At 71.0% G+C, this 15,692-nt stretch carries 13 protein-coding genes; 8 read left to right on the top strand and 5 right to left on the bottom strand.

Features of this window, described 5'->3' with window-relative positions; translation table 11 throughout:
• The first annotated feature begins 135 nt into the window (after positions 1-135).
• Positions 136-1,203 (top strand): ornithine cyclodeaminase, encoded by a 1,068-nt coding sequence (locus tag ACK4TH_RS02000; protein WP_409621910.1) that lies wholly within the window; start codon positions 136-138, stop codon positions 1,201-1,203.
• A gap of 31 nt (positions 1,204-1,234) precedes the next feature.
• Here ACK4TH_RS02000 and ACK4TH_RS01995 read toward each other — a convergent pair whose 3' ends face one another.
• Entirely contained in the window at positions 1,235-1,699 is a 465-nt protein-coding gene (locus tag ACK4TH_RS01995) for an Lrp/AsnC ligand binding domain-containing protein (protein ID WP_409621907.1), read from the bottom strand.
• A 124-nt stretch (positions 1,700-1,823) separates the two neighbouring features.
• Here ACK4TH_RS01995 and putA point away from each other — a divergent pair, with 124 nt between their 5' ends.
• The gene (gene putA, locus ACK4TH_RS01990) at positions 1,824-5,459 is read left to right on the top strand and encodes a bifunctional proline dehydrogenase/L-glutamate gamma-semialdehyde dehydrogenase PutA (protein WP_409621904.1); all 3,636 of its coding nucleotides are present in this window, start codon (positions 1,824-1,826) and stop codon (positions 5,457-5,459) included.
• A 54-nt stretch (positions 5,460-5,513) separates the two neighbouring features.
• Here the strand turns inward: putA and ACK4TH_RS01985 are convergent, their stop codons facing one another.
• Complete coding sequence (locus ACK4TH_RS01985; RefSeq protein ID WP_409621901.1) at positions 5,514-6,245, bottom strand: YggS family pyridoxal phosphate-dependent enzyme; 732 nt, start codon at positions 6,243-6,245, stop codon at positions 5,514-5,516.
• 11 nt (positions 6,246-6,256) lie between these two features.
• Between ACK4TH_RS01985 and ACK4TH_RS01980 the strand changes: the two genes are divergently transcribed.
• The 3 genes from ACK4TH_RS01980 to ACK4TH_RS01970 are packed head-to-tail and all read left to right on the top strand — an operon-like array spanning position 6,257 to position 9,410.
• The gene (locus tag ACK4TH_RS01980; protein ID WP_409621898.1) at positions 6,257-7,300 is read left to right on the top strand and encodes a type IV pilus twitching motility protein PilT; all 1,044 of its coding nucleotides are present in this window, start codon (positions 6,257-6,259) and stop codon (positions 7,298-7,300) included.
• Positions 7,301-7,326: 26 nt separating this feature from the next.
• Positions 7,327-8,463, top strand: a complete 1,137-nt coding sequence (locus ACK4TH_RS01975) for a PilT/PilU family type 4a pilus ATPase (protein WP_409621895.1) — start codon at positions 7,327-7,329, stop codon at positions 8,461-8,463.
• Between the two features lie 23 nt (positions 8,464-8,486).
• Entirely contained in the window at positions 8,487-9,410 is a 924-nt protein-coding gene (locus tag ACK4TH_RS01970; protein WP_409621892.1) for an NAD(P)-dependent oxidoreductase, read from the top strand.
• A gap of 39 nt (positions 9,411-9,449) precedes the next feature.
• Here the strand turns inward: ACK4TH_RS01970 and ACK4TH_RS01965 are convergent, their stop codons facing one another.
• The 3 genes from ACK4TH_RS01965 to ACK4TH_RS01955 form a co-directional block, all read right to left on the bottom strand.
• Positions 9,450-10,079 carry a BON domain-containing protein gene (locus tag ACK4TH_RS01965; protein WP_409622114.1) on the bottom strand — a complete coding sequence of 210 codons (630 nt, stop codon included), beginning with the start codon at positions 10,077-10,079 and terminating at the stop codon, positions 9,450-9,452.
• Between the two features lie 68 nt (positions 10,080-10,147).
• Complete coding sequence (locus ACK4TH_RS01960; protein ID WP_409621889.1) at positions 10,148-10,762, bottom strand: SIS domain-containing protein; 615 nt, start codon at positions 10,760-10,762, stop codon at positions 10,148-10,150.
• A 21-nt stretch (positions 10,763-10,783) separates the two neighbouring features.
• Positions 10,784-11,212, bottom strand: a complete 429-nt coding sequence (locus tag ACK4TH_RS01955; protein WP_409621886.1) for a YraN family protein — start codon at positions 11,210-11,212, stop codon at positions 10,784-10,786.
• On the opposite strand from ACK4TH_RS01955, the gene rsmI reads away from it, so the two are divergent.
• From rsmI to ACK4TH_RS01940, 3 genes are read left to right on the top strand one after another with little or no spacing between them, the layout of a single operon-like run.
• Positions 11,211-12,179, top strand: a complete 969-nt coding sequence (gene rsmI / locus ACK4TH_RS01950; protein ID WP_409621883.1) for a 16S rRNA (cytidine(1402)-2'-O)-methyltransferase — start codon at positions 11,211-11,213, stop codon at positions 12,177-12,179. The two genes, ACK4TH_RS01955 and rsmI, sit on opposite strands and share 2 nt — an antisense overlap.
• A 25-nt stretch (positions 12,180-12,204) precedes the next feature.
• The gene (locus tag ACK4TH_RS01945; protein ID WP_409621880.1) at positions 12,205-12,855 is read left to right on the top strand and encodes a DUF502 domain-containing protein; all 651 of its coding nucleotides are present in this window, start codon (positions 12,205-12,207) and stop codon (positions 12,853-12,855) included.
• Positions 12,852-15,506 carry a GNAT family N-acetyltransferase gene (locus tag ACK4TH_RS01940; protein WP_409621877.1) on the top strand — a complete coding sequence of 885 codons (2,655 nt, stop codon included), beginning with the start codon at positions 12,852-12,854 and terminating at the stop codon, positions 15,504-15,506. Before ACK4TH_RS01945 ends, ACK4TH_RS01940 begins: the two co-directional genes overlap by 4 nt.
• Positions 15,507-15,692: the final 186 nt, after the last annotated feature.

Here is a 15,692-nt window from a genome sequence, read left to right as displayed (position 1 = left end):
CGATATGTTCATCGGCTGCTGACATTTCGTCAGATTTAGTCCATATCGTCAACATTTTGACGTTTTACATTGTCGCGGGCCGCATCCACACTTCCGGCTCTCGCCATTGACATCGACCAGACCGGAGACTTGGACATGACGACTTCCCGCCGCCCCCGAACCGCCACCCGTTACCTGAGCGCGCCGACGTTGGTGCACCTGGTGCAGACGCTGGGCGTGGAGGCCTGCCTGCGCGGCATCGCCGAGCACATCCGCGAGGACTTCTGCCGCTGGCCCGACTTCGACAAAAGCGCGCGCGTGGCCAACCACTCGCGCGATGGCGTCATCGAGCTGATGCCCATCGCGGACGACGCGCTCTACAGCTTCAAGTACGTCAACGGCCACCCCAAGAACACCCGCGTCGGGCTGCCCACGGTGATGGCGTTCGGCGTGCTGGCCGACGTGGACACGGGCACCCCGCTGCTGCTCAGCGAACTGACGCTGACCACCGCGCTGCGCACGGCCGCCACGTCGGCGGTCGCCGCGCAGGCCCTGGCCCGCCCGGACAGCCGCGTGATGGCCCTGATCGGCAATGGCGCGCAGGCCGAGTTCCAGGCGCTGGCCTTCGCGCATCTGCTTGGCGTTCGGGAGCTGCGCCTGTTCGACACCGATCCCGACGCGACCGACAAGCTCATGGCCAACCTGCGCGACAGCGGCTTGACCTTGACACGATGCGCCAGCACTGCCGAGGCCGTGCGGGGCGCCGACATCGTGACCACGGTCACCGCCGACAAGACCAACGCCACCATCCTGACGCCCGATATGCTCGCACCGGGCGTGCACATCAACGCGGTGGGCGGCGACTGCCCCGGCAAGACCGAGCTGCATGCGGACGTGCTGCGGGCCGCGCGCGTGTTCGTGGAGTACGAGCCCCAAACCCGCATCGAGGGCGACATCCAGCAACTGCCGGCCGACTTTCCCGTGACCGAGCTGTGGCGGGTGCTGACCGGGCAATGCCCCGGCCGCCGCGACGGCGCCGAGGTGACGGTGTTCGACTCGGTCGGCTTCGCGCTGGAGGATTACGCCGCGCTGCGCTTCGTTCATGCCGCGGCCGAGCAGCTGGGCCTGGGGGAGGCGCTGGACCTGATCCCCGACCTGGACGACCCCAAGAATCTGTTCGGCCTGCTGCGTCCGCGCACCGCGTCGCTGCGCCGCGCAGCCTGATATTGGCCCGCCCAACCCACCGCCTGCCTCGTCAAAAGAGGGGCAGGTGGTGGGTGCTCTTGACCTCCTCCATCACGGCGTAGGTGCGCGTCTCGCGCACCCCCGGCAGCTGCCACAGCACATCGCCCGCAAAACGCCGGTAATCGGCCATGTCGGCCACGCGCGTCTTGACCAGGTAGTCAAAACCGCCGGCCACCATGTGGCACTCGAGCACCTGCGGCGAGGCCTGCACCGCAGCCTTGAACTGCTCGAAGACATTGGGTGTGGTGCGGTCCAGCAGCACCTCCACGAACACCAGCAACCCAGCACCCAGCTTGGCCGGGTTCAGCCGCGCCTCGTAGCCCAGGATGTAGCCCGCCCGTGTCAGGCGCTGCACCCGCGCCAGCACCGCCGTCGGGGACAAAGCCACCGCTTCGGCCAGCTTCAGGTTGGTGATGCGTCCATCGCGCTGCAGCACGTCGAGGATGCGCAGGTCGATGCGGTCGAGGTCGTCCATGGTTCAGTTTGTAAAACTTGATTTACGTCGTTATTTTGACTATTTTTCAGAATAAAAACCGAATTTTATTTTTCAAACAAAGGCTCAGACTTCGCGTATTGATATCCCCTCGATTGTCTGAGTCATGAACGCCCCACTCCCCACCCCCTGGCCGCCCGCCGAGGTCTCTGCTCCCACCCCCCTGGCGCCGTTTGCGGACGCTCCGCACGCGCGCACCGCCACGATGGCAGCACTGCCGCCGCTGCAGCGCGCGCCGGAGCCGGAGCTGCTGCCCGCCCTGCTGGAGCAGGCCCGCCTGCCGGAAGGACCCCGCGCGCGCGTGGAGGCCCTGGCGCGGCGGCTGGCCGAGGGGCTGCGCCAGCGCGCCCCGCAGCGCGGCCGCGAGGGCCTGGTGCAGGCGCTGCTGCAGGAGTACGCCCTGTCGTCGCAGGAGGGCGTGGCGCTGATGTGCCTGGCCGAAGCGCTGCTGCGCATCCCCGACGCCGCCACGCGCGACGCGCTGATCCGCGACAAGATCGGCCGCGGTGACTGGCGCGCGCACCTGGGCCGCAGCCCCTCGACCTTCGTCAACGCCGCCACCTGGGGCCTGCTGCTGACCGGGCGGCTGACCGCCACCCACAGCGAGGAGGGACTGGGCGCCGCGCTGACCGGTCTGCTGCGCAAGGGCGGCGAGCCGCTGATCCGCCGCGCGGTGGACATGGCGATGCGGCTGCTCGGCGAGCAGTTCGTCATCGGTCAGACGATCGCGCAGGCGCTCGAGCGCGCCCGCGCACGCGAGGCGCAGGGCTTTCGCTACTCCTACGACATGCTCGGCGAAGCGGCGCTGACCGCGGAGGACGCGCAGCGCTACTTCGACGCCTACCGCACCGCGATCGAGGCCATCGGCGCGGCCAACGCCGGCCGTGGCGTGATCGACGGCCCCGGCGTGTCGATCAAGCTGTCGGCGCTGCACCCGCGCTACGGCCGCGCCCAGTATGCGCGCGTGATGGACGAACTCTACCCGCGCCTGCTGACACTCGCGCAAGCCGCACGCGCGGTCGACATCGGCCTGCACATCGACGCCGAGGAAAGCGAGCGGCTGGAGCTCTCGCTCGACCTGCTGGAGCGCCTGGCGCACGAGCCGTCGCTGGCCGGCTGGGCGGGCCTGGGCTTCGTCATCCAGGCGTATCAGAAGCGCGCGCCGGCGGTGGTCGATCACGTGATCAGCCTGGCGCGGCGCAGCGGGCGGCGGCTGCTGGTGCGGCTGGTCAAGGGCGCCTACTGGGACAGCGAAATCAAGCGCGCGCAGCTCGACGGGCTCGATTACCCGGTCTACACGCGCAAGGCGTACACCGACGTGTCGTACCTGGCGTGCGCGCGCCGGCTGCTGGCCGCCCCGGAGGCGGTGTTCCCGCAGTTCGCGACCCACAACGCGCAGACGCTGGCGGCGATTCACGAGATGGCCGACCCCGCCGCCTGGCACCCGCACCAGTACGAGTTCCAGTGCCTGCACGGCATGGGCGAACCGCTCTACGAGCAGGTGGTGGCACCCGTCGAAGCCGGAGGACTCGGCCGGCCGTGCCGCATCTACGCCCCGGTCGGCACGCACGAGACGCTGCTGGCCTACCTGGTGCGCCGCCTGCTGGAAAACGGCGCCAACACCTCGTTCGTGCACCGCATCGCCGACGCCAGCGTGCCGCTGGAGGCACTGGTGGAAGACCCGGTGGCCACCGTCGAGGGCTGGGCGCGCGCCGAAGGCGCCGTGGGCCTGCCGCACCCGCGCATCCCGGCCCCCGCGGCGCTGTATGGCCAGGCACGCGCCAACAGCGCCGGGCTGGATCTGAATGACGAGGCGACACTGGCGATGCTGCAGCGCGCGCTGCAGGCAAGCCGCGCCGCACCGCTGCACGCCAGCCCGCGGCTGGCCGAAGGGCTGACGCCCGCCGGCGACGGCGCGCCCCACCCCGTCGCCAACCCCGCCGACCACGGCGACGTCGTCGGCACGGTGATGGAGGCGTGCCCCGACGACGTGACCGCCGCCGTGGCGGCGGCGCAGGCGGCGGCGCCGCGCTGGGCCGCCACCCCGCCCGAGGCGCGCGCCGCGATCCTGCGCCGCGCCGCCGAGGCCCTGCAGGCGCAGATGCCGGACTTCGTCGCGCTGCTGATGCGCGAGGCCGGCAAGACCGCCGCCAACGCGGTCGCCGAGGTGCGCGAGGCGATCGACTTCCTGCGCTTCGACGCCGCGCAGATCACCGACGCGCGCTGGCCGCGCGCGGCCCGGCCGCTGGGGCCGGTGGCCTGCATCAGCCCGTGGAACTTTCCGCTGGCGATCTTCACCGGGCAGATCGCCGCCGCGCTGGCCGCCGGCAACCCGGTGCTGGCCAAGCCGGCGGAGCAGACGCCGCTGGTGGCGGCGCGCATGACCGCGCTGCTGCACGCCGCCGGCGTGCCGCGCGACGCGCTGCAGCTGCTGCCCGGCCCCGGCGAAACGGTGGGCGCGGCGCTGGTGGCCGATGCGCGCATCGCCGGCGTGGTGTTCACCGGCTCCACCGAGGTGGCGCGGTTGCTGCAACGGGCGCTGGCGGGCCGCATCCGCACCGGCGCGGACGGGCGCGCGCACCCGGTGCCGCTGATCGCCGAGACCGGCGGCCAGAACGCCATGGTCGTCGATACCTCGGCGCTGCCGGAGCAGGTGGTGCAGGACGTGCTCGCCTCGGCGTTCGACAGCGCCGGGCAGCGCTGCTCGGCGCTGCGCGTGCTGTGCGCGCAGGAGGAAGCCGCGCCGCGGCTGCTGGCGATGCTGCGCGGCGCCATGCGCGAGCTGCGCCTCGGCGCGCCCACAAGGCTGGCCACCGACGTCGGCCCGGTGATCGATGAGCCGGCGCGCGCCGGCATCGTCGAGCACATCGAGGCGATGCGCGCGCGCGGCTGCGCCGTCTGGCAGCTGCCGCTGCCGCCCGAGGCGCAGGCCGGCACCTTCGTGCCGCCGACGCTGATCGAGCTGGACGGCCTTCGCTTGCCCGAGCGCGAGGTGTTCGGCCCCGTGCTGCACGTGCTGCGCTGGCGGCGCGAGCAGCTGCCGGCGCTGATCGAGGCCATCCATGCCACCGGCTATGGCCTGACCTTCGGCGTGCACAGCCGCATCGACGAGACCATCGACGCCTTGACGCAGCAAGTGCGCGCCGGCAACCACTACGTCAACCGCAACATGATCGGGGCGGTGGTCGGCGTGCAGCCGTTCGGCGGCGAGGGGTTGTCCGGCACGGGGCCGAAGGCCGGCGGGCCGCTCTACCTCTATCGGCTGCTGGCCGACCCGCCCGCCGACGCGGTGGCGCGCGCACGTGCCTTCGTCGGGGCCAATGACCCGGCGGACTGGCGCGCGCCAGTGGTGCTGCGCGGCCCCACCGGCCAGCGCGACACCTGGGCCCTGTGGCCGCGGCGGCACGTGCTGTGCGTGGCACGCGACGCCGCCACGCGCCGCGCGATGGCTGACGTGGTGCGGGCCTTGGGCGGCCAGCCGCTGGAGCTGGGGCACGACGCGGCCACAGTGGCGGCGCTGGCGGCCCTGCCGACGGCGCCGGAAGTGGTGTGGTTCGATGGCGACGCCGCGCGGCTGGTGGCGCTGCAGCAGGCGCTGGCGGCGCGGCCCGGGCCGGTGGTGCCGATCGTCACCGGCGCGCCTGACGCGGCGCTGCCGCCAGCCGCGCTGCTGACCGAGCGCAGCGTCAGCGTCAACACCGCAGCCGCCGGCGGCAACGCGACGCTGATGGCGCTGGACTGAGGCGCGGCGGGCCTTGGGGATGCCCGTCGACCACGGGAACCGGCGCGGTGGCGGTCAAGTCCCCGGAACGGCTTGGGCGGCGGCGTAGGCCCGCCGCCCGAAGATCGCGCTGCCCACGCGCACCAGCGTGCTGCCCTCGGCGATGGCCAGCTCCAGGTCGTCGCTCATGCCCAGCGACAGCGTGTCGAAATCGTCCGGCGCACCGAGCTGCGCGCGCAACTCGTGAAACAACTGCGCGGCCTGCGCGAACACGCGCCGCAGCGCCGCCGCATCCGGCTGCGGGTCGGGGATGCCCATCAGCCCGCGCAGCCGCAGCCGCGGCAGCGCCGCCACCGCCTGCGCCAGCGCCAGCGCCTCGGCCGGGGGAACGCCGGCCTTGGTCGGCGCGTCATCGACGTTGACCTGCAGGCACACCTGCAGCGGGGGCAAATGCGCCGGCCGTTGCGCGCTCAGGCGCTGTGCGATCTTGAGCCGATCGACCGACTGCACCCAGTCGAAGTGCTCGGCGACCAACCGCGTCTTGTTGCTCTGCAGCGGGCCGATGCAGTGCCACTCCAGGCCCGCCACGCCGGCCTCGCGCAGCGCGGCGATCTTCTCCACGCCCTCCTGCACGTAGTTCTCGCCGAAGGCGCGCTGGCCGGCGGCGGCGGCCTCGGCCACGGCCACCGGGCCGAAGGTCTTGGACACCGCCAGCAGCCGCACCGCGGCCGGGTCACGCCCGTGGCGCTCGCACACTTGCTGGATGCGCGCGCGAACGGCTTGGAGATTGCTCGCGATCATTGCCATAATGGTCGGAAATGGACGTCACACAGCTGCTGGCCTTCGCGGTCAAGAACAAGGCTTCGGACCTGCATCTGTCGGCGGGGCTGCCGCCGATGATACGGGTGCATGGCGACGTGCGCCGCATCAATGTCGAGCCGCTGGACCACAAACAGGTTCACGCGATGGTCTACGACATCATGACCGACGCTCAGCGCAAGGCGTACGAAGAGTTCCTGGAGGTGGACTTCTCGTTCGAGATCAGCGGTCTGTCGCGTTTTCGCGTCAACGCCTTCAACCAGCACCGCGGCGCGGCGGCGGTGTTTCGCACCATCCCGTCCAAGGTGCTGACGCTGGAGGATCTGGCCTGCCCGCGCATCTTCGCCGACCTGGCGATGAAGCCGCGCGGGCTGGTGCTGGTCACCGGCCCCACCGGCTCGGGCAAATCCACGACGCTGGCGGCGATGGTCAACCACCGCAACGAGAACGACCCCGGCCACATCCTGACGATCGAGGACCCGATCGAGTTCGTGCACGAGTCCAAGAAGAGCCTGGTCAACCAGCGCGAGGTCGGGCCGATGACGCACTCGTTCGCCGCCGCGCTGCGCTCGGCGCTGCGCGAGGACCCGGACGTGATCCTGGTGGGCGAGATGCGCGACCTGGAGACCATCCGGCTGGCCATGACCGCAGCCGAAACCGGCCACCTGGTGTTCGGCACGCTGCACACGTCGAGCGCCGCCAAGACCATCGACCGCATCGTGGACGTTTTTCCGGCCGAGGAAAAAGAGATGATCCGCGCCATGCTGTCGGAGTCGCTGGTGGCCGTGATCTCGCAGACGCTGCTGAAGACCGCCGACGGCAAGGGGCGCGTCGCCGCGCACGAGATCATGATCGGCACGCCGGCCATCCGCAACCTGATCCGCGAGAACAAGGTGGCGCAGATGTACTCCGCGATCCAGACCGGCCAGCAGTACGGCATGCAGACGCTGGACCAGTCGCTGATCGATCTGGTCCGGCGCAACGCCGTCACGGCCGCCGAGGCGCGCAGCAAGGCCAAGATCCCCGACAACTTCCCCGTCTGACGGCGGGCCGCCCGCAGGAGCGCGCCATGGAACGCGATCAAGCCAGCAACTTCATCCACGAGCTGCTGCGACTGCTGGTCAGCCGCAACGGCAGCGACCTGTTCCTGACCGCCGACTTTCCGCCCGCCATCAAGGTCGATGGCGTCATCACCAAGGTGTCGCCGCAGCCGCTGACCGGCCAGCACACCCAGGCGCTGGCGCGCGCGATCATGAACGACAAGCAGGCCGCGGAGTTCGAGCGCACCAAGGAGTGCAATTTCGCCATCGCCCCGGCCGGCATCGGGCGCTTTCGCGTCAACGCCTTCGTGCAGATGGGCAAGGTCGGGCTGGTGCTGCGCACCATCCCCTCCAAAATCCCCACCATCGACGACCTGGGCCTGCCGCCAATCCTCAAACAGTTGGCGCTGTCCAAGCGCGGCATCTGCATCGTCGTCGGCGGCACCGGCACCGGCAAATCCACCACGCTGGCGGCGATGGTGGACTGGCGCAACGAGCACACGCACGACCACATCGTCACCGTGGAAGATCCGGTGGAGTTCGTGCACACGCACAAAAACTGCATCGTCACCCAGCGCGAGGTGGGCATCGACACCGACAACTGGGAGATCGCACTGAAGAACTCGCTGCGCCAGGCGCCCAACGTCATCCTGATGGGCGAGATCCGCGACCGCGAGACGATGGAGCACGCGATCGCGTTTTCCGAGACCGGCCACCTGTGCCTGGCCACGCTGCACGCCAACAGCGCCAACCAGGCGATGGAGCGCATCATCAATTTCTTCCCCCAGGAGCGCCACGCGCAGCTGCTCAAGGACGTCTCGCTCAACCTGCGCGGCATGGTCGCGCAGCGCCTGCTGCCGCGCGAGGACGGCAAGGGGCGCGTGGCCATCGTCGAGGTGCTGCTCAACAGCGCGCTGATTGCCGACCTGATCATGAAGGGCGAGGTCCAGGAGATCAAGGAAGTCATGAAGCGCAGCACCGAAGTCGGCATGCAGACCTTCGACCAAGCGCTGTTCGACGCCTTCGAGGCGCGCCAGATTTCCTACGAGGACGCGGTGCGCAACGCCGACTCGCAAAACGACATCAAGTTGCGCATCAAGCTGGAGAGCCAGCGCGCGCGCAACAGCGACCTGGCCGCCGGCACCGAGCACCTGCAGATCGTCTGACCCTTCCGTTCCCGTCCGCGACCATGCCCAACGTCAACCCCAAGCCTTCCTACGATCCCGTAGCCCCCCAGCGCGTGGCCTTTTTGGGCCTGGGCGTGATGGGCTGGCCGATGGCCGCGCACCTGGCGCTGGCCGGCCACACCGTCACCGTCTACAACCGCACCGCCGCCAAGGCCGACGCGCTGGTGCAGGCCATGGCCGCGCGCGGCATCGACCGCGTGCGCACCGCTGCCACGCCGCGCGCCGCCGCCGAAGGGGCGGCGTTCGTGATGGCCTGCGTCGGCAACGACGATGACCTGCGCAGCGTCGTCCTCGGGCCCGAGGGAGCGCTGGCCGGCATGGCGGCGGATGCGGTGTTCGTCGACCACACCACCGCCTCGGCCGAGGTGGCGCGCGAGCTCTACGCCGCCGCGCGGCAGCAGAGCTGCCACTTCGTCGACGCGCCGGTCTCCGGCGGGCAGGCCGGCGCCGAAAACGGCCAGCTCACCATCATGTGCGGCGGCGACGAGGCGCCGTTTGCGCGCGCGCAGCCGGTGATGGCCGCCTACGCGCGCGCCGTCACCCGTCTGGGCGACAGTGGGGCCGGGCAGCTGGCCAAAATGGTCAACCAGATCTGCATCGCCGGGCTGGTGCAGGGGCTGGCCGAGGCGATCGCCTTCGGCCAGCGCGCCGGGCTGGACATGAAGCTGGTGCTGGACGTGATCGGCAAGGGCGCGGCGCAGAGCTGGCAGATGGACAACCGCGGCAAGACGATGGTGGAGGACCGCTTCGACTTCGGCTTCGCGGTGGACTGGATGCGCAAGGACCTGGGCTTGGTGCTGCAGGAGGCGCGGCGCAACGGCGCGCGCCTGCCGGTGACGGCGCTGGTGGATCAGTTCTACGCCGACGTGCAGGCCATGGGCGGCGGGCGCTGGGACACCTCCAGCCTGATCCGCCGCCTGCGTTGACGCGGCGGCCGCTTGCGCGAAGGGTGGCGGCGCGGCGCCTCAGCGGCCGCCGGCCGGGGTCGTCGGTTCCTGCTTCGGTGGCGGCGGCTGCAGCCGCGCCAGCTCCGCCTCGCTGATGATCTCGAACACGCGCACCACGCGCTGCACGCCCGGCACGGCGCGCGCGATGTCGGCGGCACGCTGCGCCTCGCGCGCCGTCACCAGCCCCATCAGATACACCGTGCCGCGCTCGGTGGTGACCTTGATCGCGTTGGCCGACAGGTCCTTGGCATCGACGAAGGCGGCCTTGACGCGCGCCGTCACCAGCGCGTCGGAGGAGCGCGCCGTCAGCGACGGCGAACCCATCACCGCCAGCTCGTCGACCACGCCGGTGACGTTTTCCACGCCTTGCACGATGCGCAGCACCGTCTGACGGTCGGCCTCGGAGGCGACCTCTCCGGTCAGCAGCACCTTGCGGTTGAAGCTGGTCGGGTTGACGCGCGCGCGCTCGCCGAGCTGCTCGCGCACGCGGTTGCCGATCTTCAGTTCGATGGTCTGGTCCTCGAGCTGGGTGCCGCTCGTGCGGCGGTCGGTGGCCACGAGCACCGTACCGCCAACCGCCGCCCCCGCCACGAGGGGGGCGCAGCCACTCAGCGGGGCCAGCAGCGTGGTTGCCGCCACAGCGGTCATGACGGCCGTCGCCCAGGTGGGTCGCCCAGCGCGTCGGGAAGCCCGGCCGGGCAGGTCAGGGATGTGGGTCATGGTTCGATGATCTCCGTTTCGGTGTCTTCGCCCAGCAACTGCACGTCGATGGCATCGCAGATGGCGTGCAGGGCAACCAATTGGGCTTCGTGCACACGCGCCGGCCGCTCGGTCGGCAAGGCGACCAGCACATCGGTGTCCTTGAGCACGTCCGGCAGCTCGCCGGGGCGGGCGCCCGTCAGGGCCACCACGACCATCTCGCGCTCGTGCGCGGCGGCGATGGCGGCCAGCGCATCCGCCCCGGGCGGCGCGGCCGCAATGAGCAGCAGCACATCCCCCGGCAGCCCCAGCGCACGCAACTGCCGCACCATGGGCCAGGTCGCCGCATCCAGCCCCGGCAACGCGCCCGTGGTGATGGCGGGATTGGTGCCCAGCGCCAGCGCCGCCAGTTCGGGGCGCTCACGCTCGAAGCGGCCCACCAGTTGCGCCACGAAGGACTGGGCCAGCGCGGCCGACACCCCGCTGCCCCACACCAACACCTTGCCGCCGCCAGTCAGCCCGGACAGCATCGCGCCGACCGCGGCCTCCAGCGCCGGCCCCACGGCCTGGGCACACTGGTACTGCAGGTCGGCACCATCGACGAAGTGCTGCTGAATCCGGTGCAAAAGCATGGGCGCAATCTTATCGGCTCATCAATCCCAGGCCCCGGCCTCGAACGCGCCGCGCAGCCACTCGATCCGAGGCGGCACTGGCGTCCCGAGTTCCCCGTCCACCACCACGGCATCGAAGCGGCAGGGCGGCACCTGCGGCAGCCGCGCCAGAAAGTGCCGCGCCGCAAACACGATGCGGCGTTGCTTGGCGCGGCCTATGCTGGCCGCCGCCCCGCCGTGCTCGCCACGGCTGCGCTGACGCACCTCGACGAAGACCAGCGTGCCGTCGGACTCCGCCATAATCAAATCGACCTCGCCACCCCCGCGCCCGGGGCTGCGCACATTGCGCCGCACCAGACGCAGGCCGCGGGCTTGCAGATACTGCAGGGCCAGGGCCTCCGCCGCATCGCCGCGGGCTTTCGTGCCCGCCCGCGCGTCGCGGGGCCGGCTCGCTTTTTCATCCAACGCCATGGTGAACACGCCTCCCTTGCCCGCCACCTCTGCCTCCGGGACCCCCGACGACGGGAGGCTGGCGGAACGTCTGGCCGGCGCACAGCATTATCCGGCCGGGGCGCTGTATGTCGTGGCCACCCCGATCGGTAATCTGGCCGATATCACCCTGCGCGCGCTGCATGTGCTGCGCACGGTCGATGCCGTGGCCTGCGAGGACACCCGCCACACCGCGCGACTGCTGCAGGCCTACGGGCTGCACGCCGAACTCCTGGCCGTGCACGAGCACAACGAAAGCCGCATGGCCCAAACCATCGTCGAGCGCCTGCGGCGCGGCGAGCGCATCGCCTGCGTCAGCGATGCCGGCACCCCCGGCATCAGCGACCCGGGCGCGCGGCTGTGCGCGGCGGTGCGCGCTGCGGACCTGCGCCTCATCCCCGTGCCCGGCACCAGCAGCGTCACCGCGTTGCTCAGCGTGGCCGGCATCGCCGAAGGTGCGGTCACAGTCGTGGGCTTTCTGCCCGCGCGCGGCGCGGCCCGCGAGCGGGCGTGGCAACACTGGCGCCAGGCCGACACCGGGCTGGTGCTGCTGGAGGCGCCCCACCGCATCGAGGCGCTGGCCGCCGAGCTGTCGGCCCTGGGCGATCGGCCCGTGACGCTGGGGCGAGAACTGACCAAACAATTCGAAGACATCGTCACCCTGCCCTGCGCGGCCGTGGCCGACTGGCTTGCCGCCAACCCCCACCGCCGGCGCGGCGAGTTCACGCTGGTGATCCACCCCCGCCCCGCCGCGCCCCCCCTGGGGGACCCTGGCGACACCGCCGCGGCCGGCGATGCGCTGCCCGCAGAGGCCCGGCGCGTGCTGGGTCTGCTGCTCGACGAACTGCCCGTCAAATCCGCGGCCCGGCTGGCCAGCGCCATCACCGGGGTATCCAAAGGGGCGCTGTACCAAGCCGCGCTGGCCCTGCGCGCGCGGTCGCACGATTGACACCCGCCCCTGCTACACCTGCGCCATGAAACGCCTGTCCCAGTACTTTCTGCGCGGTCTGCTGGCTGTGCTGCCCATCGGCATCACGCTGTACCTGCTGTACGCACTGGTGGTGTGGTCCGAACAACTGGCGCTGAAGCTGCTGCGGCCGCTGATCGGGGACTTCTACGTCCCCGGGCTGGGCCTGCTGCTGGCCGCGGTGCTGGTCGTGCTGGCGGGCTTTCTGGTCTCCACCCAGGCCACGGCTCGGCTGCTCAACTGGGTGGAGCTGCCCTTCACCAACCTGCCGGTGGTCAAGAGCATCTATTCCTCCCTCAAGAGCTTTGCCGACTATTTCGCCCCCCACCGGCGGGAGGAGATGAGCCAACAGGTCGTCATCCTGCGCCCCCCTGGCGCCGAATGGGAGGCGGTCGGTCTGGTCACCCGCCACCACCTCGCGGGGCTGCCGCCTGGGTTTCAGCCGGGTGAGCGGGTCGCGGTCTATCTGCCCATGGGCTACATGATCGGGGGCTACACCCTCTTCGTACCGCGCACCTGGATCACACCCATCGACATGTCCGTCGAGGAGGCCATGCGCTCCTCCCTGATCGCTTGGATGGCCGTCGGATCCGCCACCCGGCCTGACATCACCACCCCCGCACCCACGCCCACCGCCACGGAGTCTTCACCCCGATGAGCATCCGCAACTTGGAATCCTTGTTCGCCCCCCGCCGCGTGGCGGTGTTCGGCGCGTCCGACCGCCCGCACAGCGTCGGCGGCACGGTCTGGCGCAACCTGTCCCGCGGCTTTTCGGGGGAGCTGTTCGCGGTCAACCCGCGTCAGCCCGACCTGGGCGTGCCCGTGGCGCGCGATCTGGTGGATCTGCCGGTCGCCCCCGACTTGGCCGTCATCTGCACACCGCCTGCCACCGTCCCGGGCCTGATCGCCCGCCTGGGCGATCGGGGCACGCGGGCCGCGGTGGTCGTCACCGCCGGGCTGGACGCCGCGCACAAACAGGCCATGCTCGACGCCGCGCGCCGCCACACGCTGCGCATCCTGGGGCCCAACTGCATCGGCATGCTGGTGCCCCACCTGGGGCTCAATGCCAGCTTCGCCCACGCCGATGCCCAGCCCGGCAATATCGCCTTCGTCTCGCAGTCGGGCGCGCTGGTCACGGCCGTGCTGGACTGGGCCAACGACCGGGGCATCGGCTTTTCGCACTTCGTCTCGCTGGGCGAGCACGCCGATGTGGACTTCGGCGACATGCTCGACTACCTGGGCAGCGACGCACGCACGCGTGCCATCCTGATGTATGTGGAGTCGGTCACGGCGCCACGCAAGTTCATGTCCGCGGCCCGGGCCGCCGCCCGCAACAAACCCGTCATCCTGGTCAAGGCCGGCCGCTCGGCACAGGGCAGCCGCGCAGCGGCCTCGCACACCGGGGCGCTGGCCGGGTCCGACGACGTGTTCGATGCCGCCATCTCGCGCGCGGGCATGCTGCGCGTCAACACGCTGCACCAGCTCTTTCTGGCGGTGGAGCTGCTGGCGCGCTTTCGCGACAACCGCAGCGAGCGCCTGTTGGTGTTGACCAACGGCGGCGGCGCAGGCGTGATGGCCGCCGATGCCGCCGCACGCATGGGTGTGGAGCTGGCGAACCTGAGCCCCGACACCGTCGCGCGACTGGACGCCGTGCTGCCCGGCAACTGGTCCCGCGCCAACCCGGTGGACATCATCGGCGACGCACCCGCCCAACGCTATGTGGATGCGCTGCGCATCCTGCGCGAGGACCGCGACAGCGCCATCCTGTTCATCCAGGCTCCCACCGCCATCGTCCCCAGCGACGCCATCGCCGAAGCCTTGCTGCCGCTGGCCACCGAACGCCCCCCGCGCGTGCTGGGCTGCTGGCTGGGACACGGCGCCGTGGCGGCGGCCCGGGCGCGCTTTCGCGCCGCGGGCATCCCCGACTACCCCACGCCCGAAGAGGCGGTGCGCGCCTTCTCGTTCCTGCGGCAGTACCACCGCCACCAGGCGGAACTGATGGAAACCCCGCCCGCCCTACCCGAGGGGCTGGCGCCTGATCTGGACGGCATCCGCCAACTGGTGCGCGAGGCGCTGGCCGCCGGCAGCGAGTGGCTGACCGAGCCCCAGGCCAAAGAGCTGCTGCGGCGCGCGGGCGTGCCCGTCACCCCGCTGCGCAGCGTCAAGGCCGATCCCCAGGCCGCCGTCGCCGCGGCGGATGCGCTCGGCTACCCCGTGGTGCTCAAAATCCTGTCCACCGACATCACGCACAAGTCCGACGTCGGCGGGGTGCGGCTCAACCTGCACAATGCGCAAGAGGTGCTCGAAGCCGCCCGCGCCATGCTCGAACGGGTGGCCCAGCGCCGGCCCGACGCCCGCATCGACGGTTTCACCGTGCAACCCATGGTCCGCCGGCGCCATGCGCACGAGCTGATCATCGGTGCCAGCATCGACCCGCTGTTCGGCCCGGTGATTCTGTTCGGCCAGGGCGGCACGGCCGTCGAGGTGCTGGCCGACCGCGCACTGGCGCTGCCCCCGCTCAACGTCGCGCTGGCCGAGTCCCTGATCGAGCGCACCCGCGTCGCGCGGCTGCTGCGCGGCTACCGCGACGTGCCCCCGGCCCACCGCCCCTCCATCCACGCCGCGCTGCTGGCCGTCTCGCAACTGCTGGCCGACGTGCCGGAAATCGCCGAAATCGACATCAACCCGCTGGTCGTGGACGCGGACGGCGCGGTCGCGCTGGATGCCCGGGTGCGCATCAGCCCCGAGCGCCCGGCCGGCGCGGCGCGCTTTGCCATCCGCCCCTACCCGCAAGAGCTGGTCGAAACCCTGGACTGGCACGGCCAGACCGTGACCGTGCGCCCCATCCGCCCCGAGGACGAAGCCCAGCACCTGGCCTTCCTGGAGCGGGTGGACCCCGAGGACATCCGCCTGCGCATCTTCTACAGCCGGCGCAGCATCGAGCACAGCGAACTCGCCCGCCTGACCCAAATCGACTACGACCGCGAGATGGCTTTCATCGCGACCCGCGTCGGGCCCGATGGCACGCCGGAGACCATTGGCGTGGTGCGCGGCATCTGCGACCCCGACAACGACACGGCCGAATACGGCATCCTGGTGCGCTCCGACCTCAAGGGCATGGGCCTGGGGCGGCTGCTGATGGAGCGGTTGATCCGCTACCTGCGCGGCCACGGCACGCGCCGCATCGTCGGCACCGTGCTGCGCGAGAACAAGGGCATGCTCGGCCTGGTGGAGCGCCTGGGCTTTGCCATCACCCCCCACCCGGAGGACCCGGACCTGCGGCATGTGGAGCTGCCGCTGCAGCGGTGAGCGGTGGGCGTTGGGCATGCGACGTGACCGCTCGTCGCTTTTTTGCTGCAGCGCAACAAAAACCCTTGCATTTCCGGCGCGCCCCCCCCTATACTAAGGGTCATGTTGCAGCGCAGCATGACCCGCCGGGTACCATCACCGGACGGACGCCCCTCAGGCAGGTTGCGCGCCATGGCTCATTGCCCA

Origin of the sequence: Tepidimonas sp., from assembly GCF_046292505.1 — a bacterium.
GTDB lineage: Bacteria > Pseudomonadota > Gammaproteobacteria > Burkholderiales > Burkholderiaceae_C > Tepidimonas.
The sequence above is the reverse complement of the archived record's forward strand: the minus strand, read 5'-3'. Positions and strand labels throughout refer to the sequence as shown.